At 44.2% G+C, this 19,510-nt stretch carries 15 protein-coding genes; 8 read left to right on the top strand and 7 right to left on the bottom strand.

What is annotated here, in order from left to right; translation table 11 throughout:
* Positions 1-17: 17 nt before the first annotated feature.
* From FHS86_RS05010 to FHS86_RS04990, 5 genes are all read right to left on the bottom strand, one after another.
* Positions 18-797 (bottom strand): head GIN domain-containing protein, encoded by a 780-nt coding sequence (locus FHS86_RS05010; protein WP_429411774.1) that lies wholly within the window; start codon positions 795-797, stop codon positions 18-20.
* Positions 798-853: 56 nt separating this feature from the next.
* A complete protein-coding gene (locus tag FHS86_RS05005) occupies positions 854-1,963 on the bottom strand; it encodes a hypothetical protein (protein ID WP_429411772.1) in 1,110 nt (369 codons plus the stop codon).
* An 11-nt stretch (positions 1,964-1,974) separates the two neighbouring features.
* Complete coding sequence (locus FHS86_RS05000) at positions 1,975-2,481, bottom strand: hypothetical protein (protein WP_429411770.1); 507 nt, start codon at positions 2,479-2,481, stop codon at positions 1,975-1,977.
* On the bottom strand, positions 2,468-3,025 hold the full coding sequence (locus tag FHS86_RS04995; protein ID WP_429411768.1) for an RNA polymerase sigma factor: 558 nt from the start codon (positions 3,023-3,025) through the stop codon (positions 2,468-2,470). Before FHS86_RS04995 ends, FHS86_RS05000 begins: the two co-directional genes overlap by 14 nt.
* Before the next feature lie 141 nt (positions 3,026-3,166).
* Complete coding sequence (locus FHS86_RS04990; protein ID WP_429411767.1) at positions 3,167-4,552, bottom strand: MFS transporter; 1,386 nt, start codon at positions 4,550-4,552, stop codon at positions 3,167-3,169.
* 207 nt (positions 4,553-4,759) lie between these two features.
* Between FHS86_RS04990 and FHS86_RS04985 the strand changes: the two genes are divergently transcribed.
* The 8 genes from FHS86_RS04985 (at position 4,760) to FHS86_RS04950 (ending at position 17,844) form a co-directional block, all read left to right on the top strand.
* A complete protein-coding gene (locus FHS86_RS04985) occupies positions 4,760-5,563 on the top strand; it encodes a hypothetical protein (protein ID WP_429411765.1) in 804 nt (267 codons plus the stop codon).
* A gap of 207 nt (positions 5,564-5,770) precedes the next feature.
* The gene (locus tag FHS86_RS04980) at positions 5,771-10,396 is read left to right on the top strand and encodes a PEP/pyruvate-binding domain-containing protein (RefSeq protein ID WP_429411764.1); all 4,626 of its coding nucleotides are present in this window, start codon (positions 5,771-5,773) and stop codon (positions 10,394-10,396) included.
* A 5-nt stretch (positions 10,397-10,401) separates the two neighbouring features.
* Entirely contained in the window at positions 10,402-11,052 is a 651-nt protein-coding gene (locus tag FHS86_RS04975; RefSeq protein WP_429411762.1) for a response regulator transcription factor, read from the top strand.
* Positions 11,053-11,227: 175 nt separating this feature from the next.
* A complete protein-coding gene (gdhA, locus tag FHS86_RS04970) occupies positions 11,228-12,580 on the top strand; it encodes an NADP-specific glutamate dehydrogenase (RefSeq protein ID WP_429411760.1) in 1,353 nt (450 codons plus the stop codon).
* 212 nt (positions 12,581-12,792) lie between these two features.
* A complete protein-coding gene (locus FHS86_RS04965) occupies positions 12,793-13,479 on the top strand; it encodes a hypothetical protein (protein ID WP_429411758.1) in 687 nt (228 codons plus the stop codon).
* A 128-nt stretch (positions 13,480-13,607) separates the two neighbouring features.
* Entirely contained in the window at positions 13,608-14,702 is a 1,095-nt protein-coding gene (locus tag FHS86_RS04960; RefSeq protein WP_429411756.1) for a redoxin domain-containing protein, read from the top strand.
* Positions 14,703-15,099: 397 nt separating this feature from the next.
* Positions 15,100-16,695 carry a beta-N-acetylhexosaminidase gene (locus FHS86_RS04955; protein ID WP_429411754.1) on the top strand — a complete coding sequence of 532 codons (1,596 nt, stop codon included), beginning with the start codon at positions 15,100-15,102 and terminating at the stop codon, positions 16,693-16,695.
* A gap of 57 nt (positions 16,696-16,752) precedes the next feature.
* A complete protein-coding gene (locus tag FHS86_RS04950; RefSeq protein WP_429411752.1) occupies positions 16,753-17,844 on the top strand; it encodes an acyltransferase family protein in 1,092 nt (363 codons plus the stop codon).
* Between the two features lie 53 nt (positions 17,845-17,897).
* Here FHS86_RS04950 and FHS86_RS04945 read toward each other — a convergent pair whose 3' ends face one another.
* Complete coding sequence (locus tag FHS86_RS04945; protein WP_429411750.1) at positions 17,898-18,836, bottom strand: pectinesterase family protein; 939 nt, start codon at positions 18,834-18,836, stop codon at positions 17,898-17,900.
* A 195-nt stretch (positions 18,837-19,031) separates the two neighbouring features.
* The gene (locus tag FHS86_RS04940; protein WP_429411748.1) at positions 19,032-19,496 is read right to left on the bottom strand and encodes a hypothetical protein; all 465 of its coding nucleotides are present in this window, start codon (positions 19,494-19,496) and stop codon (positions 19,032-19,034) included.
* Between the last annotated feature and the right edge of the window lie 14 nt (positions 19,497-19,510).

Genomic DNA, 19,510 nt, shown 5'->3' with positions numbered 1-19,510 from the left:
ATTTATCGTTTCAAAATTTAGTTCTCGTCAATGATTTTTCCCGATCCGGAAATACGCGTATGAATCAAAGCATCACCAAGGTAGTGAATACTGCCACTGCCACTGATATCGGCATAAAGGTAATCGTGAACATGGACGAAGGCATCGCCCGATCCACTGATTTTCAGGTCGGCTGTTTCCACCGGGAAGTCATAGCCTAATATTTTTCCCGAACCCGAAATCTGGCATTCAGCATCGGTGGCTGCCCCCTCAAGTGTCAAACGGCCTGAGCCTGATATAGTGCCCGAGACATAGCTGCAATAGGCATTGGCATATAAGTCGCCCGAACCTGAAATTTTGGTGAACAATTCTTCGCCTTCGAAAGCAACATCCATCTCTCCCGAACCCGATACTTTTAGTTCAAGCGTAGGGGCTTCAATTACGTCGCTGCTGTAAATCATGCCTGAACCTGATAAACGGAGTTCATCAATGTAAGGCCCTTTTACATATACTTCGATGGTTTTGGTGGGTCTGACACTTACATTGAATGGAGTGCGGATGATAAGTTCGGTGTCGGATACCGCTGTTTCGATGTACTGCATTAAGTTGGATTCACAACTCACCAATACTTCGGGATTTTCAGCGTATTCAAAATATACATGCATACTCCCGGCCACATGAATGGCATCAAATTCAGGGATGGATCTGCTTTCTTCAATCAATTCGCCATTGCCAAATTCTATCACATCGACAAAGCAACTGTTGAGTAAGCCTGTTAAAAGAAGTAACAGGAAAGTGTTTTTTAGAAGTGTTTTCATAATTCTTTGTGTTTTCATTAGTAGAGACAACAACCCTGGCTAAGGGTTGCAATCTTTTATCGTTTGAGGATGCTGATATCGGCCGATTCTGTTTTAAGTATCACTGTAGGGCTTTCTATATCAATGTTTCCTGTGCGTCCGATATAGCGCATTACCTTGTCTTCGGTATTCATTTGAACTGTCGAATCGATGGTGGCTTCCATGGGCAAATTCAGATCCCGGTCGGTGATGATATCAAAATTAACATCCATGTTGTTCGAGAAGAAGAGGTTGATTTTGGTCGACCGGGCATCGATGACGATTTGTTCCATTGTTGGCTGAATCTTTTCGATGGTGAGTTCACCGTAATTCATTTTAATATCCGATTGTTTGCTGAATTCGGTAATGGCAAAATCGGTCCAACTGGCCTGTGTTTCGAAATCAGCGATCATTCTGATGCGGTAGTCATCGCGCGATGAATTAACCAGCATTTGTTTTACTTCGGTAATGGTGATGTCGGATGTTTTGCTGGTAATGCGCAGTTTACGGGCAGCAGTCAGGTTCATTTCGCTGTAATATATTTCGAGCGAACCGGTATCGATGCTGTTGATGATGGCATCCGAAAAGCTGATGGTGAGGTTGCTGTATCCTGTCAGGTCGTGGGCTTTGAGTCTTCCGTTCGACAGGTTGATGCTTACATCTCCATTGTAATCGTCGAGGTAAATGTTGCCAAATTTGTTTTTAATGCGCAGGTCGAGCTGATCGGGAAGGCTGATGCGAATGTCGATTTTAACCTGCGATTCAGCCATGCCAATACTTTCCTTTAGTTTGTTAATCTCTCCCAACAACATGTTGCGGGTGCTGCCGATGATGGTGCTGACGACTACATAATGGCCCGACTGGGTCAGTTCAAAACTGATCTCCTTCATTTTTTTATCGAGCCGGTCGTAGTTTTTTTCCGATACTTCGTACACAATTTCTACCCATACCGAATCCTTATCCCAGGTTTCGATACTTACATCGCCATATTTATTTTCAATGTCGACGATGGTGCTTTTATCCACTTCAAAGCCTTTGGTGAGTGTACGCGATTCGGTAACCTGTGCGTAAGCCCGATTTGAACTGAACAATGCCATCAAAGCAGAGATGAACAGTACTGTTGTGAAATATAATATTTTAAATTTCATAGCTTTTCTTATTAACAGTTAATCTGATCGAGCACTCTGTCGACCAACTCAAGGCGCAAACGGTTATTTTGAATCATGGCTTCAATTACTTCACGGTTGTACAGGTTGTCGTTCAAATCGTTTTCGAGTTCTTTGTACATATTGTCCAACTCGTTGAGGTCCGATTCAATATCCATTTTCAGTTCAGGATAAATGTTGTAGCATTTGTTGATCTCTTTCAACTGAACCGATACTTTTTTAGAATAATAAGCTTCGGTTTCGAGAAGGTTGATCAGTTCCGGATCTGATATTCCGGCATATTTCTGCATCCTTGATTGTTCTGGTTTAAGAAGGAAGTTGGCCACAAAGGCAAGCACAAGCACGGCAGCAATGGCTGCACTTATTTTCCAAAGAGCGCTGCGTTTTCGGGGAGCTGACTTCTCGAGCCCCGATTCAATTTTTTCCCATAATTGCGGAGATGGGAGTTCTGAATCGAATTCGTCCCTGTGACTGCGCATGAAATCTTCAAGCTTCTTCATAATATTTCTCCTTTAAAATTTCATAAACTTTTCGTTTTGCACGCATGTACTGCGATTTCGAAGTTGATTCGGTAATGCCCAGTATTTGTGCAATTTCAACATGGTCGTAGCCCTCGAGCAGGTAAAGCGAAAAAATGATTCGTCCGCCTTCGGGCAGTTGTTCCATGGCCTTTTTTACGTCGCTGCTTGTCAGCGGCAAATCGGTGCTTTCATCTTCTTCGTTACGCTGGTCAAAGTGGTACACGTTATCGGTCAGCATCAGATCAACCCTGCGTTTATTGATTGCATTGATGCAGGTATTGATGACAATGCGTTTGAGCCATGCACCAAATGTTGCGTCGTACCTGAAGCTGTCGAGCCGGTTAAAGGCTTGAATAAAAGCTTCTTGTAGCATGTCTTCAGCATCTTCGCGCTTTTTCATCATGCGAAGGCAAATGTTGAACATGGCCCGTGCATACAGTTCGTACAGCTGTCGCCTTGCTCTGTTATCGCCATGCTTGCTGGCTTCGATCAACGCCTGGTGTATGTCTTTTTGTGTTCCCAATGACTTCAGTTTCCGATTTTATAGACAGTATGAAATTTTAAGGGTTGCAAATTGCCTGAAAATTTTTCGTGAAATTGCTATTTCATACCCGGAAGCTGATTGGTTAATAGGTCAACGGCCGATTTTTGGCGGTAACCTGTGTTACTGTTTCGATGACTTGTTGCGTTGCAACGAGAACCAGATTCCTGCCAGGCTTAATACCGAGAAGAAAATAAAGTAGAGGTGCATACTTTTGACCAGCTGGCCTGTATTGGAAGCCGAGAGTACTGATTTGTCAAGGTAGATTGAAATGAAAATAGTGGCCATCATCATACTAATGGTTTGACCAAAAACCCGCATGGTGGCATTGATTCCCGAAGCAATACCCAGGTTTTTCCTGTCAACCGAACTCATGATGGCATTGGTGTTGGGCGAAGTGAAAAGGCCGAAGCCCAGCCCCAGAATCGCAAGTAAAATTACAATGAAGGTGAGCGATGACTGTGTGTTGAGCAGAACCATTCCCGCCAGCGAAACAAAGGTTAGCAGCAAGCCGGCCGAGGCAATGGTGCCAGGTTCAATTTTATCACTCAAACGGCCGGTAAGCGGTGCTGTGACGGCCATAATCAACGGTTGAATAACCAGTGCCAGTCCGGCTTCACCGGGAGTCATTCCCTTAGAATACTGAAGATAAAGACTAAGCAAAAATGAGACACCAAAGGTAGCCGAATAATGAATAAAGGCTGCAATGTTCGAGAAGGTGAAACGACGGTTGTTCTGAAGCAGTTTTACATTTAAAATAGGTGTTTCGCGTTGCTTTTCGAAGATGAAAAAGAAGACCATCAATACAATACCGCCAAGCCAGATGAGCAAACCCGGAGTTGTCTTAATTTTCCCTCCGCCATAAATGAAGGCAAAAATGGCAAGAACATAAATGATACTTCCCTGATAATCGAAAGCGTGTTTTTGAAGTGAAGAAAGTACATTGCGCAGGTTTACATGGGCCATAACAATGGAGGCAAGGCCCAAAGGAACCACTGCAAGAAAAATTAGCTGCCAGCCACCCAGCTGAGTCAGCATTCCACCTACAAAGGGACCCAGCGATAAACCTGTATAAACGGCACCAATGTTAATTCCCAAAGCAACACCGCGCTTATTGGCAGGATAGGTTTCGGTGAGAATAGCCAGTCCGGTTACATGCATCAGTGCGGCTCCTGCACCCTGAAAAACTCTCATGGTTATGAGCAGTGTGATGTTGGGGCTGAAGGCGGCCAAAAGTGAAAACAAGGTAAACAGGTACAAACCAATTTTAAAAAACCTGACGCGTCCCCAGATGTCGGCTGCTTTACTTAATGGTAACAGTACCATGGCATTGGCCAGTAAAAACGAGTTGGTGATCCAGCTCAGCGTGGTGGCACTGCAATTAAACTGTTCCTGTATGTCGGGTAAGCCAATGTTCACAGCCGCCAGCATGAAAGGATTCATGAACGAGGCAAACATGGTGGTTAGCAGCACGGGCCAGCGTTTCTCAGTTGAAGCAATTTTCTCCATAGTTCAATTGATTTGATCATACAGCACAGCTCACAAAAATGCAAAATCATTTTTACAATTGGGGGTTTATGTTCATTACTTTATGATAAAACTGAAAGCGACCTTAGGTGTTTTACTGATTTTGGATTGTTCTTTTTCCGATTCTATGAAAATCGTAAAATAACTTGCCGGCTTTGTTCTAAATTTAGGCCCTTAAAACTGAAAATTATGAATCTGATTATAGCCATTAAGAAACTGACCTCAGATATTAACCAGCTTAGCATCAATCGAAGTGAAAGGTTTAAATCAGTAAAACCAGGTGCCTGGATCCAATTCAAATCCGGAACAGCCAACAACTTCTTCTATGCTGTAATTGATGAAATTCGAAACGAAACCGTCCGGTTCATCATGCCACGTGGCAGCATGCCAGCATCGCTGGCTGTAGGCGATCGGATTGAAGCACTCAGTGTTTTTCAGAATCCGCACCTTCCAACGCTTGGTAATCAACATGTATTATGCGTTGCAAAAGGCGACGGTGCGCTTGTGATGTTTCCGCTTGTAAAGGATTTGTTACGCAATGGATGTACCGTAACGCTCTTGCTGAGTGACGGGCACGAGGCGTTATTTACTACGGATGCATTCAGAAAAAGCAACTCATTTAAACTCATTGCGATTGAAAGTGCTTCATTTTTTAATCATTCATTAAGCTCACCCTTCTATAACTATATTCTGCAGGAACAGCCTGCGATGCTTTATGCAACAGGAAGTGCAGACCTGACAATCGATGCACTGAAGGCTTTAACAGGTGGAAACGAAGTAAGCAGCAGTGTGCTTTGTAACGCGCTTTGGAATTCGCAGAATGCGATACGAGGTTTGTTCCTGGTGAATATGCATTCCAAATCGAAATTTATCATGGTCGAAGGGAACGATTTTAGTGCTGTTTATCAGAACGAAGAACAGTTTATTGGAAGGTTTGGTAAAACAGCTTCAGCGAACAGCAGTAAAACTTCGATGAAGGCCAGGATGCATTAAATTATTGAATCTATGTCGTGATTCATGATTGCTGTTTTATTGAATTTTAACGTCATACTCACTACAGTCAGTTCTTTTTGTTCAAACAGGTCAAAAGCTAAACAACTTCTGTTTATTTTTGCCTGATGTGGCAGCGGTTGCTGAACAGTTGTTTCTTGTGTTTCGATTGGTTAAATTATGCACGCAAAGTGGCAAAAAGAAAGTTTCATGAAGAAAGATAACAGTTCCTATAGAACAGAGCGTGATAAAAATGATATCAAAGCATTTAATCATCAACTGCACATGGCAGCGATGGCTATTACCAGCCTGGCCGAATCGAAAAGCTGGCTGACATCGTATCTGAAAGGGGTATGTAATGAGTTGCTGCAGCATACCATGCCGGCTGTTGTCGGGGTTAAAATTAGCTATGATGGCAATGAATATTTCAGCAAGGGCTTTGAAATAAGCAGCATGGAACTGAGGGGCGATATTGGGACGCCTGATGAAACAGGGGGCAATCTTGAGTTATTCTTTGATGCCATCCGGGCATCATCGCCTGGAAACGATGAATACCTGGCCGTTAAAGATTTGTTGCCACATTGGTGCTCTTTAATTCGTGGTTCGATTTCCGGTTTTCGCCTCAAGGCCATTAATCTTCAGCATCGCGAACGCAGAAAGGAATTGGGCGGAATTGAAAAAGCAAGTGAAATACTCAGCAGGGGAGATTCAATTTTTCAGGCACTTGAGGAACTGTGTATGCACCTGCCCGAAGCCTGGCAGTATCCTAAGTTTACGGTGGTGCGAATCAGCTACGACGGGAAAGTGTTTACCAGTCCGAATTTCAAAACAAGCCGCTGGTGTCAGCAACAGCTTTTTGAAACTCCCGATAAAAAAGAGGGAAGTATCGAAGTGTACTACCTCCGAAAATTTTCACAAGCCGATGAAGGCCCCTTTTTAAAAGAAGAACGTAATTTTTTGCAGACACTTTCCTTGTTTATCTCCGGAGTTGCCTCCCGAAATAAATTGCGTGAACTGATTCGTGATAATTCGGAACGACTGAAAGAACTCAAAGGGATCAATACAACTTCGGAGCTACTCAAAAAGTCGAAAACGCTGAGTGATGCACTTCCAAAAATTTGTCAGGTACTGAAGGATTCTTTTCAGTTTCCTGAATATACCGCCGTTCGAATCACTTATTATGGAACTACTTATGAGAGCAGTGATTTTGCTGAATCGGGTTGGCTTATCAGTCAGCCCTTCCAGTCGGTGTCGAACAAGCGCGGATTAATCGAAGTTTTTTACACCCGTAACTTTCCTGAAGCCGATGAAGGCCCTTTTTTAAAGGAAGAGCGCAACATGCTCATCAATCTGGCTGCTTTGATTTCGGGTAGGGCCGTACGTGATTTGTTTGGCACTTTGCATAAAATGAATACCGAGCGACTTAAAGAACTGAATGCCATCAATCAGACTTCAAAGATAATTGAAGAAGGAAACAGCATTGATGAAGCACTCCAGCGCATAGCCAATTTGCTTCCGCACTCGTGGCAATACCCGCGATACACCGCCTGCCGGATTATTTTTGAGGGTAAACCCTACATCAGCACTGGTTTTATTGAAAGCGAATGGATGCAGAAAGAACCGCTGTTTACCATCGATAATAAAAAGGGAAGTATCGAAATAGCTTACCTGAAAGAATTTCCCAATGCCTACGAAGGGCCGTTTTTATTGGAAGAACGAAACCTGCTGAAGAATATAGGGAAAATGGTAAGTGGCTATCTGAACAGTTACAAAGGCTTCGAAATTATCAGCAAAAAAGGGCTTGTGTTTGATACGCATGTGCAAACCGAAGCTTTTCGGAAATCGATGGTAAAAAATAAGAAGCCCTTGCAGTTGTATTTCAATCAGCAATCGCTCGAAAAATACATCTACCTCGACATGATGAAATACAAGGTAAAACACATTCTTTTTGTTTCGACCTTGTACGATGCCTTCATGCTTGAGAGCGAAGATTCCTTCTTCGAAAAATTTATGGGTGAAATTTATCAGTACAGCCTGTTTTCCCTGCCCCGTATAACCGGTGTTTCTACCGAAGAGGAAGCACTCGAAGTGCTCGAAACTACCAACTTCGACATGGTGATTCTGATGGCTGGCCTCGATCGAAAAGCCCCCATCAACCTGAGTAAGAAAATCAAGGAAAAGAACAGCAGTATGCCTGTTTTCCTTTTACTGAGCAAAAAGAGCAATCTGAAGTATTTTGAAGAGCTGGTGCCTCAGCTCAACTCCATCGATCAACTCTTTGTGTGGAATGGCGATTCACTGGTTATTTTTGCCATGGTGAAATCGCTCGAAGACCGCATCAATGTTGAAAACGATACCCGGGTAGGGCTTGTACGGGTAATCCTTATTGTTGAGGACTCACCACTTTACTATTCACGTTACCTTCAGATGCTTTACAGCATTGTTTTCGATCAGGTACAGCGTATTTTACCCGAAGTGGAGAAAAACGAACTCGACAAGATCAGCCGCATGCGCTCGCGACCCAAAGTACTGCTTGCCCGCAATTACGAAGAAGCCATTTCTATTTTCAATAAATACAAGGACCACCTGTTGAGTGTTATTTCCGATGTAGAGTTTGAAAGAGCTGGCCAGGTAGACAACAAGGCCGGGGTTAAATTCCTGAAGTATGCACGAAGCAAAATCCATAACCTGCCCATCGTGTTGCAGTCGTCGGAAGAGAAAAATCGTTTTGCTGCAAAGAAGATTGGTGCCTTGTTTATGGATAAAAACTCGGATACCCTGTTGAATGATTTAAAAATATTTTTGAAAAACTATCTGGGTTTTGGCTCGTTTGTATTCAGAAATCTTAAAGACGAGAAGATTGCTGTAGCACGCTCACTCAGAGAATTTGAAAGTCTGCTGAAAACCATTCCCGACGAGTCATTCTATGTTCATGCCCGCGAAAACCAATTATCGCTGTGGCTCATGGCCCGTGGTGAAATACAGTTGGCACGTACATTGAATCCCATTCCGCTGCATTCAATGGAAGAAGTAGCCGAATCGCGGAAATTCTTTCTCGAAGCCATCCATCGCTACCGCGAAGAGAAAAAGCGGGGTCGCATCATGAGTTTCGACGAAACGGCCTCGCTCGACGAGCGCAACATTGTTTCGTTTTGCACCGGATCGCTGGGAGGGAAGGGACGCGGACTGGCCTTTATCAATGTACTGATTTACAATTACGACTTTTCCAAACTGAAGTCGCGAATCAATATTTCGACTCCCATCACGGTCATCATCGGAACCAACGAGTTTCAGAAGTTTATCAGTATCAATAATCTACTCGAAAAAATAGTCGATCCAAAAGTATCGTACCGCGAACTGCGTCAGCACTTTTTCGAAGGCAAACTCTCTGCATCACTCATCCGAAAACTTAAAGTGTTCATCAATCAGGTTGAAAAGCCCATTGCCGTGCGCTCATCAAGTACATCGGAAGATTCGATAACTCATCCTTTCTCGGGCGTGTTTGACACTTATCTGATCCCCAACGACAAGCGGCATAAAAAGAAGGTCATCGAATTGCTGTCGAACGCCATCAAAATGATTTATGCTTCCATCTTTTCCGATCAGGCCCGAACTTACTTCGAGGCCATCGATCATAAGGTGGAAGATGAGAAAATGGCGATTATTCTTCAGGAACTGGTTGGTTCGCAACACGACAAATACTATTATCCGCACATTAGCGGGGTGGCTCAGTCGTACAACTATTATCCTGTGGCACGCATGAAACCCGAAGAAGGTTTTGCCATCAGTGCCATTGGTTTGGGAAGCTATGTGGTGAACGGAATGCCATCGTACCGCTTTTCACCGGCTTATCCCAAAATTTCGGTTTACGACATTAAGAACCTGTTGAAGAGTACCCAGCTGAAGTTTTTTGCGCTGAATAACGAAGATTTCGACATCGATCTGCTGGAACAGGGGGAGTCGGCCACCATCGAAACGCTCGATCTCGATGTAGCCGAGGCGCATGGCACCTTAACCCATTGTGCTTCGGTTTACAATGCCGAAAACGATACCATTGAACCAGGACTGAGCAGTTATGGACCACGCATTGTCGATTTTGCCAACATTCTGCAGTACGACCAGATTCCACTTGCCGAAACCATCTCGACCATTTTGAAGGCCGTGGAGGAAGCCTTTGGTTCGCCGGTCGAAATTGAATTTGCAGTGGACCTGACACCCGGCAAGCATCAGCTGCCCACTTTTTATCTTTTGCAAATCAAGCCGCTGTTAACCAGTATCGACAACCAAAATATTGATTTCAGCCGTTTTGCTTCTGAAAAAATGTTGCTTCATACTTCGCAAAGCCTTGGAAATGGTGAGAATAAACAACTGAAGGATGTGATTTTTGTTTCACCTCAAAGTTTTGATAAATTGAAAACCATCGACATGGTGGCTGAAATAGAGAAACTGAATCATAAGATGATCAGGGAAAAACGAAAATACCTGCTCATCGGTCCTGGTCGCTGGGGTACGCGTGATCAGTTTCTGGGGATACCGGTAAACTGGGCACAAATTTCGAATGCCAGGGTAATTGTTGAAACCAGTCTCGATAACTTCCCGCTCGATTCATCGCTGGGATCGCACTTTTTTCACAATGTAACCTCGATGAACATTGGCTATTTTTCGGTGCTTCATTCTTCAGCTACCGATTTTATAAAGTGGGAGGTACTTGAACGTCAGGAAGTGATTGAAAAGACAGCGCACTTTACCCATGTCCGTTTCGAAAAGCCTTTAAATGTAATTATGGACGGCCGCCGTAAACGCTCGGTGGTACTGTTCGATGAAGACCTGAAATAATCACAATGATCAATTTAGGAATATACGATGAGCACCGCCTGATGGCGCAGGGTATTCAAGAGATGCTGTTGCCGGTCAACGATTTTGAAATTCTTTTTTGTACTTCAGGAAAGGCCCGCCTGTTTGAACAGGCAAAAAATCCGGTGTTGCATGTACTTTTAATTCATTTGCACGATACTTCGGTGCGAAGCATGAATCTGATCATTCAACTTTCACTCATCAATCCTAAATTGCGATTGCTCATCATTTCATACGATACATCGGACCAAACGGTTTTTAAAATTGTGAAATCGAAAGCACGGGGTTTTCTGGGACGCGATGCATCGCGTAACGATCTGATTGAAGCCATTTATACCTTAAGGAATGGTTTCGATTACTTCAATAATTCAATCAACCAAATGGTGCTCAATCAGTACATTAATAAAATGGACCAGGGTGATGGCGATAACGAGGCCATTAATCAGCTGAGTGAGCGCCAGCTTGAAATTCTGAAGCAATGGGGGAATGGTTTGAGCAACCAGGAAATTGCCGATGAACTTTTTATCAGCGTCCGGACCGTCGAATCACACAAAAATCACATCATGCAAAAACTAAAACTGAAAAGCATGGTCGACCTGGTGAAGTTCTCCATTAAAAACAACATCATCGAAATTTAAATGCGACAGCTCTGTTCTGTTTTCTTCTCCCCCTAGGTGAAACACGTAATCGTTGAAGCATTTTCAGCTTTCAGCAAAAGTGATATTATTTTTGTCATGTTTTCCGGATCAGCGTCACCAGATTGGCCCCGGCTTCAAAGTTATAATATCATTAAACCCTAAAAGTTGAATTAGCATGGCAGATCTATTGAATGTTAAAGTAAACGATTTGATGGCAAAGGTAATTGCCAAAAATCCCAACGAATCGGAATTTCACCAGGCAGTGCAGGAAGTTGCCACTTCATTGATGCCTTTTATTAGCGAAAATCCAAAGTATCTGAACAATAAAATCCTCGAACGGATGGTGGAGCCTGAAAGGGTAATTATCTTCCGCGTTCCATGGATCGACGACAATGGCGATGTGCAAATTAACCGTGGTTACCGTATCGAAATGAGCAGTGCCATTGGCCCGTACAAAGGCGGCTTGCGTTTTCACCCCACTGTAAATCTGGGTATTCTCAAATTCCTGGCTTTCGAGCAGGTATTCAAAAATAGTTTAACCACTTTGCCCATGGGCGGCGGAAAAGGTGGATCGGATTTCGATCCCAAAGGGAAATCGAACAACGAAGTAATGCGTTTTTGTCAAAGCTTTATGACCGAACTGCAACGTCATATCGGTCCCAATACCGATGTACCTGCAGGTGACATTGGTGTGGGTGGCCGCGAAATTGGTTACCTCTTTGGACAATACAAGCGCATTCGTAACGAATTTACAGGCGTACTGACCGGAAAAGGCATTGAGTATTCAGGAAGTCTGATTCGTCCCGAAGCAACCGGTTATGGTACTGTTTATTTTGCTCAGGAAATGCTGACCACCCGCAACGATGGCTTCCAGAATAAAGTAGTGGCCATTTCCGGTTCAGGTAATGTAGCACAATATGCCGCTGAAAAAGTGCTTGAACTGGGAGGAAAGGTAGTTACCCTGTCTGACTCTTCAGGTTTCATTTACGACAAGGATGGAATTGATGCAGAAAAACTGGCCTGGGTAATGCACCTGAAAAATATCAAACGCGGTCGTATTAGCGAATATGCCGAAAAATACAATGTTGAATATTTTGAAGGTAAAACTCCATGGGGCGTAAAATGTGATGTGGCTTTGCCTTGTGCAACCCAGAACGAATTAAACGAAGATGATGCTAAGGTTCTGGTAGCCAATGGTTGTTACGTAGTAGCCGAAGGTGCCAATATGCCTTCAACCCCCGAAGCCATCGACGTTTTCCTCGATGCTAAAATTCTATATGCTCCGGGTAAAGCAGCGAATGCAGGCGGAGTAGCCGTTTCGGGTCTTGAAATGACTCAGAACTCCATGCGTTTACCATGGACCCGCGAAGAAGTTGACGAGCGTTTGCTCCAGATCATGAAGAGCATTCACGCTACCTGTGTAACTTATGGCCGTGAAGATGAGAACTATGTCAACTATCTGAAAGGATCGAATATCGGAGGCTTTATCAAAGTGGCCGATGCCATGATTGCTCAGGGCGTTGTATAAACAGATATTGCAGAACAAATATAATAAGAGGCTGTTGGCGGTTTACCGTTGATGGCCTTTTTCTATTAATGAGGGTTTTATTTACATTAGGTACTTTATTTTACTCATAAGAATATTGGATTGCACTTTTGTTTGGGTATTCTTTTTTTTAATACATTTGATCCGGCAGTAATGAATAGCTTGAAACTACCTTGATAAAAACCATCACGACAATGAAAAGATCATTTTTAACAATGCTTGTATTTCTCCCTCTGGCCATGTTTGGCCAGCTGACCATTAAAACCGGAGTAGGCTATGGATTAGGAAGCCAGCCTTTATTGCTCGAACAAGCCTATACTACTTCCTCGGTCGAAAATATTTATGCCAGCTTTGGCGGAAATGTTGATTTTAGACTGGGGGCTGCCATGTATCTGAACGACTACCTGGAAGTGGGAGCCGATTTTGGCTTTCAGAACGGACGTTCCGTTTTTGTCGATCAGCTGATTAACGACCGGAACTATGTGGGGAAACTCATCAGTTTTCATCCCGCACTCACCTTTAATGTACCCAGTAATAACGATTTGGAGCCTTATGCCCGACTGGGTTTGTTGGCCGGTTTTCCTCTGCTGAAAGTGATTTCGGGAAGCGAGGAAGACAAATACAGGGGGAATATTCCGGTGGGATACAGCGGAGCACTAGGATTTAACTTTCCTATGAGTGATACCTTCTCGTTGTTTGTCGAGTTATTTTATCAAAGCATGATTTATAAGCCCGGACGAATCAAGGAATTCGACGGAACAACAATTCGCCTGAAGGATGAGACTTCATTGCCCGTGCCCGAGAATCAGCGCCTGTGGAATCAGTTTTTTTCTTATGGTGCCATGGGCCTTGGTTTCGGGATCAAAGTCCGAATCGATTAAAACTGTAAAACAGTGCGATGAAGGCTCTGGTCAAGCCTGGCAAAGCTTGTTTTTAAGCCTCATTAATTTTTTGTAGGTTTGAAATCAGGCATTCAACATTATTTATACCAATTAAAACATAAAAATTCATGATGCAGCGATTCAGTGTATTGATCATTCTAATTCTATTTTTTGCCGCCTGTAGTCCCAAAAACGAATACCGTATTCAGGGCGAGTTCAAAAAGGAAATAAGTGGACCCGTCTTTCTTCAGGAAAGGGTCAACGGATCCTTTGTTAACATCGATACCAGCGAGGTAAACGACAAGGGTGAATTCAGCTTCAAAGGTGCCGTCGATGGCATCGATGAATACTATCTGAGCCTATCTGAGCGCGAAAAAGTATTGTTCTTTCTCGAAAATGAGCGTTTTAGTGTGGTGGTCGATTCGACCCTGGCCAATGCACAAATCACCGGAGGGGAAGTCCAAAGCCTTTACAATAGCTATAAGGAAAAATACGATCGCTTGTACGATTACATGATGAAGGAATACTATGCCATGCGTGCTTTGCCCGACGGAGAAGAAAAGGCAGCACGCGAAGCGCATATCGATAGCTTGTACGAAAACATCGGGCTGTTTCAAAAAACCTTCATGATCGAGCATCCTGCCTCGCCGGTAGCCGGACACCTGTTAACCCGAATTCAGTATGGCAAAACAGCGGGAGAGCTGGCCGAATTACTGGCTCAGCTTGATCCATCGCTCGCCGGAACCCGTTCGTACGACATGATGGTGGAACGCGTGAAAGCACTTCAAAAAGTTGATGTGGGCCAAATTGCCCCCGACTTTACCCAAAACGATGCAGATGGAAATCCGCTCAGCTTTTCAGAAGTGTACAGTAAAAATGAATATACCCTGATTGATTTCTGGGCTTCGTGGTGTGGACCATGCCGGGCCGAAAATCCCAATGTGGTGAACGCTTTTGAAAAATACAAAGATAAGGGCTTTACTGTTTTCGGTGTATCGCTCGACCAAAGCAAGGAAAACTGGCTCGAGGCCATTGAAAAGGACCAGTTGAACTGGTTGCATGTTAGCGACCTGCAGGGCTGGGGCAATGAATTTGCAAAGGCTTATGCTGTAAATTCAATACCTGCCAATTTCCTGGTCGATAGCGAAGGCCGTATTGTAGCTGCCAATTTGCGTGGTGAAGACCTGCACCAGCAGCTCGAAGATTTGTTGGGCTACAATTAAAACACTTTTAATGTCAGAAATACCGGAGGCTGCCTTTTGCGGGCAGCCTTCTTTATGTTCCAGCTTATCGACTGCGAATTGGTCGTTTATTCCGACGTACCGTTACCGGCGCTAAGGCTACGGGTCTGGTAGTGATGTAAGTATGCAGTTTCTCTATCAGGGCATTTAACTTCAGCATCTGCTTGTTTATCATCTGTTTCATCATTCTTTTGATTGATTTGCCCTTTGTTTAGCAAGATATATGCCAGTTGTTTTAAGTGTCATGAGAACAGCAACTTGTGTGCTTTATCTTGTTTTTGATCAGGTTCATTTTGGGACATCGCGTTACAGAATGGAATTAATTGAGCGTTTTTTTATATTTTTAGCTCTTACTGAACTTCTAACAAGAACTGATCTTATGAAAAAAATAACTGTGATAGTCATGCTGTTAACTACCTTGTTGGCATGCAAAAAGGAAAATAATACAGATCTGTCGCTCATTCCAATGCCCAACCAACTCGAGGTATTAGATGGATATTATTATCTGAAAAGCGGAGACGACATGCAGGTTAACGACGATTTTTTATCGGTAGGCCACGTGGCGCGCATCCTGTATCAGCGCTATAATATTCAGTTGGAACATGGTGGTAAGAATGCGCGAATTACCATTGTGAAAGACGAAAGCATGGCTGGCGAAAGCTATCAGCTGGTGATCAATGAGCAGGGTATTGCGGTGAAAGCTGCCGATTACAATGGTTTCTTTTATGCCTTTGAAACTTTTTTACAGTTGGTCGATCAGGCCCAAATGACCGAAGCAGGTATGAAATTGCCTTTTGTAGTAATCAACGATGCACCGGCTTATGCCTGGCGGGGAATGCACCTCGATGTGGCCCGTCACTTTCATGATGTGGCATTTATCAAAAAGATGCTCAATGCCATGGCAGCCCACAAGCTCAACACCTTTCACTGGCACCTGACAGATGATCAGGGCTGGCGGATCGAGATTGAAAAGTATCCTAAACTGACAGAAATTGGTGGATGGCGCGATGAAACGCTGATTGGTCATGCCAGTGAGCAGCCCGAACGCTACGATGGTAAACGTTATGGCGGCTATTACACCAAAAAGGATATCAGCGAAGTGGTGGCCCATGCAAAGAGGCTGGGTATTACCGTCGTACCTGAAATAGAAATGCCGGGTCATGCCGTGGCGGCATTGCTTGCATACCCTGAACTGAGTTGCAACGGGGAACCTGAAGCCTTTAACCGCTGGGGCGTATCCGAAGATGTTTTTTGTGCCGGCAACGAGGCAACTTTTGAGTTTCTTGAAAATGTTTTAAGCGAAGTGATTGAATTGTTCCCTGGTGAATACATTCATGTAGGCGGTGATGAATGTCCCAAAAACCGCTGGGTGGCCTGCCCCAAATGTCAACAGCGCATTGCAGACGAAGGTCTTAAGGACGAGCATGAATTGCAAAGCTACTTTATTCAGCGCATGGAAAAATATTTGAATGCCAGGGGAAAGAAACTGATTGGCTGGGATGAGATCCTCGAAGGCGGACTGGCTGAAAACGCTGCGGTAATGTCGTGGCGGGGTGAAGAAGGTGGCATCGAAGCAGCTTCGATGGGACACCATGTGGTGATGAGTCCCAACGATATCTGTTACCTCGATCATTACCAGGCTGATCCGGCTGGTGAGCCACTGGCCATCGGGGGATTGACTACCATGGAAGATATTTATAACTGGTCGCCAACTCCTGAGAAACTGGCTGAAAACAAACGGCACTTTATACTGGGCGGGCAGGCCAACGTGTGGACCGAATACATGCCCGAATCGGATCATGTTGAATACATGGTATTTCCACGCCTGAGTGCCATGAGTGAAGTGCTCTGGACCAAACAGGAAAACCGTGACTACCATCGCTTTTTACAGCGCATGGAAAAGCATTATCAGCGACTCGGAACATTACAACTGAATTACAGAAAGGAAAAGGAAAGCGAACAGCAGACTGAATAAGCAGGAGCGCACCAACAGCCTGCTTTTAGCGAGTTTGAATAATTCTCATTATACCACATGGAAAAAAATCAGCGGATTGTATCACTCGACGCCCTTAGGGGGTTTACCGTGGCAGGAATGATTCTGGTGAATGTCCCAGGCTCATGGAACCATATTTATCCACCCTTGCGGCATGCCGAATTTAATGGCTTAACCCTGGCCGACCTGGTATTTCCCTTCTTTCTTTTTATTGTGGGTGCTTCAATTGTTTTGGCGCTTGGACGAAGGTTGGGGCAGGGGATTTCACCAAAGTCAATGCTTCCTAAAATACTGTATCGCTCGCTGCTGATCTTTCTTATGGGTATTTTATTGAACTGGATGTCGGCCGGCTTTGAGTTCCCTTTGCGCCTGGCCGGTGTTTTGCAACGCATTGCACTGTGCTATTTGGCCGGGGCTTTGCTTTTCCTATTTGTATCCTCTTTGTATCGCTGGGTGATTGCCATCTTCATTTTACTGGCTTATCTGCTTTTAATGGTGTATGTGCCTGTACCTGGTGAACAGGAGGCAGTGTTGACGGCTGAAATGAACTGGGCCGCCTGGGTTGATGCCCAATGCTTGCCTGGTAAAAAATACTTTGGAAACTGGGATCCCGAAGGCTTGCTCAGTACTTTTCCGGCCATTGTAACAACACTGTTTGGAATGTTTGCCGCTCAAATAATACAAAAGACAAAGAGCGAAATTGAAATGATCAAAAGCATGGGAATATATGGTAACATCCTTCTGTTTGCAGGCATTGTTGTCTCTGCTTTCTTCCCGCTAAATAAAAATATCTGGAGCTCATCGTTTGTGCTGCTTACTGCCGGACTGGCAGCTGTATTGTGGAGTGTGCTGATCTTTATTGTTGATGTGAACCGCTGGCAGCGCTGGGCCTTTCCGGGTATTGTATTCGGGGCAAATGCCATCACTGCCTACGTGCTCCATTATTTGTTATTCTATCCGTTGGGAAGATTGAAAATTGGCGGAGCAAGTCTTCAGTCGCATTTCATGGAAGTGGCTGTTTCATTGATGCCGGCCAATCTGGCATCCCTCCTGTGGGCACTGTTCTTCACCTTTCTTTGCTTTCTGCCTGTTTGGCTTATGTACCGCAAAAAGATTTTTCTGAAAGTATAGCTGTTTTTTCTCAGAAAAAGCAATGTGCCTGAGTTGTACTATTGGGGCTTATTTTAATCCTTCCACTCACCGAAGATCTTTTTCAGGCGGTATTTTTTCGCCTCCTTTTTGCTTAACTTCTTCATCCAATCAACACGTTGTTCGCTTGCAGCACCCTGACCGGTGTTCCTGTATTCGGCATAATAAGTAGTGTTTTCGCGCGAAGCATCCGACCAGTTGTGCCAGCCTTCAGCGCGAATATGTTCTCCCAGTTCACAGTGAATAAAGACTGTTTTGGCATAGGGGCGCCAGGGTCTGCCCAGATACACCTGATCGACTCCACCGGCTGCTGTTAACCGGCAATTCAGAAATACAAAGCCAAAGGGTTCTTCTTTCGGCGTACTGGCTGCTGTAATATAGGAGTTGGAAAGGCTGTGGATCTCACATTGGTCGAATACGACGGTAGCTTCACCAAAAATAAAATCGGTGGTGCCACTAATGAAACAATTCCGGAAATACTGTCGTCTTCCTTCACCGGCTCCGTAAAAGGTATCCTGACGTCCTTCGATACGACAATCTTCGAAATGAACCCGGTCGCCTTCGATGTGCAATGCAACTGCCTGCCCGACGGGCCCTGCCGTGTTGCGGATGGTAAGCCTGCGTGCAATAAAATCGTTGGCTTCTACTTTCAGGGTATAGGTATGGAAGGTGCTGTTGCGACCCAGATCAATCTTCTTAAAATGATCGTCGAAGGTAATAATGGTGCTGTCGGGATCTTCGCCTTCGAGTGTAAGCAGAGGGTTCCAAGAATACACCCTGACCTTCTCCATGTATACACCATTGGCAATGTGGATGGTAATTCGTTTGTCGGGAAAAGCCTTGCTGTCGTTAATTGCAGCCTGAATGCTGGTGTATTGGGCCGATCCGTCGGCTGCCACATATAAATCGTATGCTACCTGTGCATGACCTTGAAAAGTCAGTGCCAACAAAAAGAGAAGAACAAAACGGTACATAAGCTGATATTTTCTATTTCGTGACGAAAGATAAGCAATATCGTGGAAAAGGGGCTCATGGAAGAGATGAAAGGCACGGTGTCGGGTAAGATCATCTGCTGAAGCGATGGACTATCGTCTTGAGCTGCCATTGAGGGGAAATTCAAAAAAAAGGAAGCCCCGATGGAACTTCCTTTTAAATCGATTCAACTGTGTTCACTCTTTTTCATAAACCCAGGTTTCTTCAAAATTGCCCCACGACGAGGAGGCCTTTGAATGAATGGTAAACTCGTTGTTGACCAGTGAGTAGTTCTCGCTGACCTTAACTTCCGATCCATCCTGCGTTGGGAAGACTGATTGAATGGTCAGTATTTTTTTTGCTTCATTCCACTGACAGGTCGATTTGATTTTCATGTTTTGCCAGCCTTCGTTAATGCTTTCGCTTCCATCCAAGGCATATTCGCTGCTTGTGGTGAAATTGTTTCCCTGGAAACTCGAATGCCGCTCTACTTTTAAAACTTGATCGTTTTGTTGAACTACCAGTTTAAAAGGAGCCATGCTGTATTCGGCATTCAGTTTACTTTTGTCTTTCGACAGGGACCAGGTACCAGAAAAGTTACTTTGTGCACTGGCAAGCATTCCGCTAAGAAGCAGACAAAGCAGGATGTAAAATGTTTTCATAATTCAATGTTTAA

Source organism: Roseimarinus sediminis (genome assembly GCF_050433125.1).
Classification (GTDB): Bacteria; Bacteroidota; Bacteroidia; order Bacteroidales; family Prolixibacteraceae; genus Roseimarinus; species Roseimarinus sediminis.
This window is presented reverse-complemented; position numbering and strand designations above follow the sequence as displayed.

Bases quoted from the DNA above. Each gene is read 5' to 3' on its own strand.
- FHS86_RS05010 (WP_429411774.1), bottom strand. From the start codon at position 797: ATGAAAACACTTCTAAAAAACACTTTCCTGTTACTTCTTTTAACAGGC.
- FHS86_RS05005 (WP_429411772.1), bottom strand. From the start codon at position 1,963: ATGAAATTTAAAATATTATATTTCACAACAGTACTGTTCATCTCTGCT.
- FHS86_RS05000 (WP_429411770.1), bottom strand. From the start codon at position 2,481: ATGAAGAAGCTTGAAGATTTCATGCGCAGTCACAGGGACGAATTCGAT.
- FHS86_RS04990 (WP_429411767.1), bottom strand. From the start codon at position 4,552: ATGGAGAAAATTGCTTCAACTGAGAAACGCTGGCCCGTGCTGCTAACC.
- FHS86_RS04985 (WP_429411765.1), top strand. From the start codon at position 4,760: ATGAATCTGATTATAGCCATTAAGAAACTGACCTCAGATATTAACCAG.
- FHS86_RS04980 (WP_429411764.1), top strand. From the start codon at position 5,771: ATGAAGAAAGATAACAGTTCCTATAGAACAGAGCGTGATAAAAATGAT.
- FHS86_RS04975 (WP_429411762.1), top strand. From the start codon at position 10,402: ATGATCAATTTAGGAATATACGATGAGCACCGCCTGATGGCGCAGGGT.
- gdhA (WP_429411760.1), top strand. From the start codon at position 11,228: ATGGCAGATCTATTGAATGTTAAAGTAAACGATTTGATGGCAAAGGTA.
- FHS86_RS04965 (WP_429411758.1), top strand. From the start codon at position 12,793: ATGAAAAGATCATTTTTAACAATGCTTGTATTTCTCCCTCTGGCCATG.
- FHS86_RS04960 (WP_429411756.1), top strand. From the start codon at position 13,608: ATGATGCAGCGATTCAGTGTATTGATCATTCTAATTCTATTTTTTGCC.
- FHS86_RS04955 (WP_429411754.1), top strand. From the start codon at position 15,100: ATGAAAAAAATAACTGTGATAGTCATGCTGTTAACTACCTTGTTGGCA.
- FHS86_RS04950 (WP_429411752.1), top strand. From the start codon at position 16,753: ATGGAAAAAAATCAGCGGATTGTATCACTCGACGCCCTTAGGGGGTTT.
- FHS86_RS04945 (WP_429411750.1), bottom strand. From the start codon at position 18,836: ATGTACCGTTTTGTTCTTCTCTTTTTGTTGGCACTGACTTTTCAAGGT.
- FHS86_RS04940 (WP_429411748.1), bottom strand. From the start codon at position 19,496: ATGAAAACATTTTACATCCTGCTTTGTCTGCTTCTTAGCGGAATGCTT.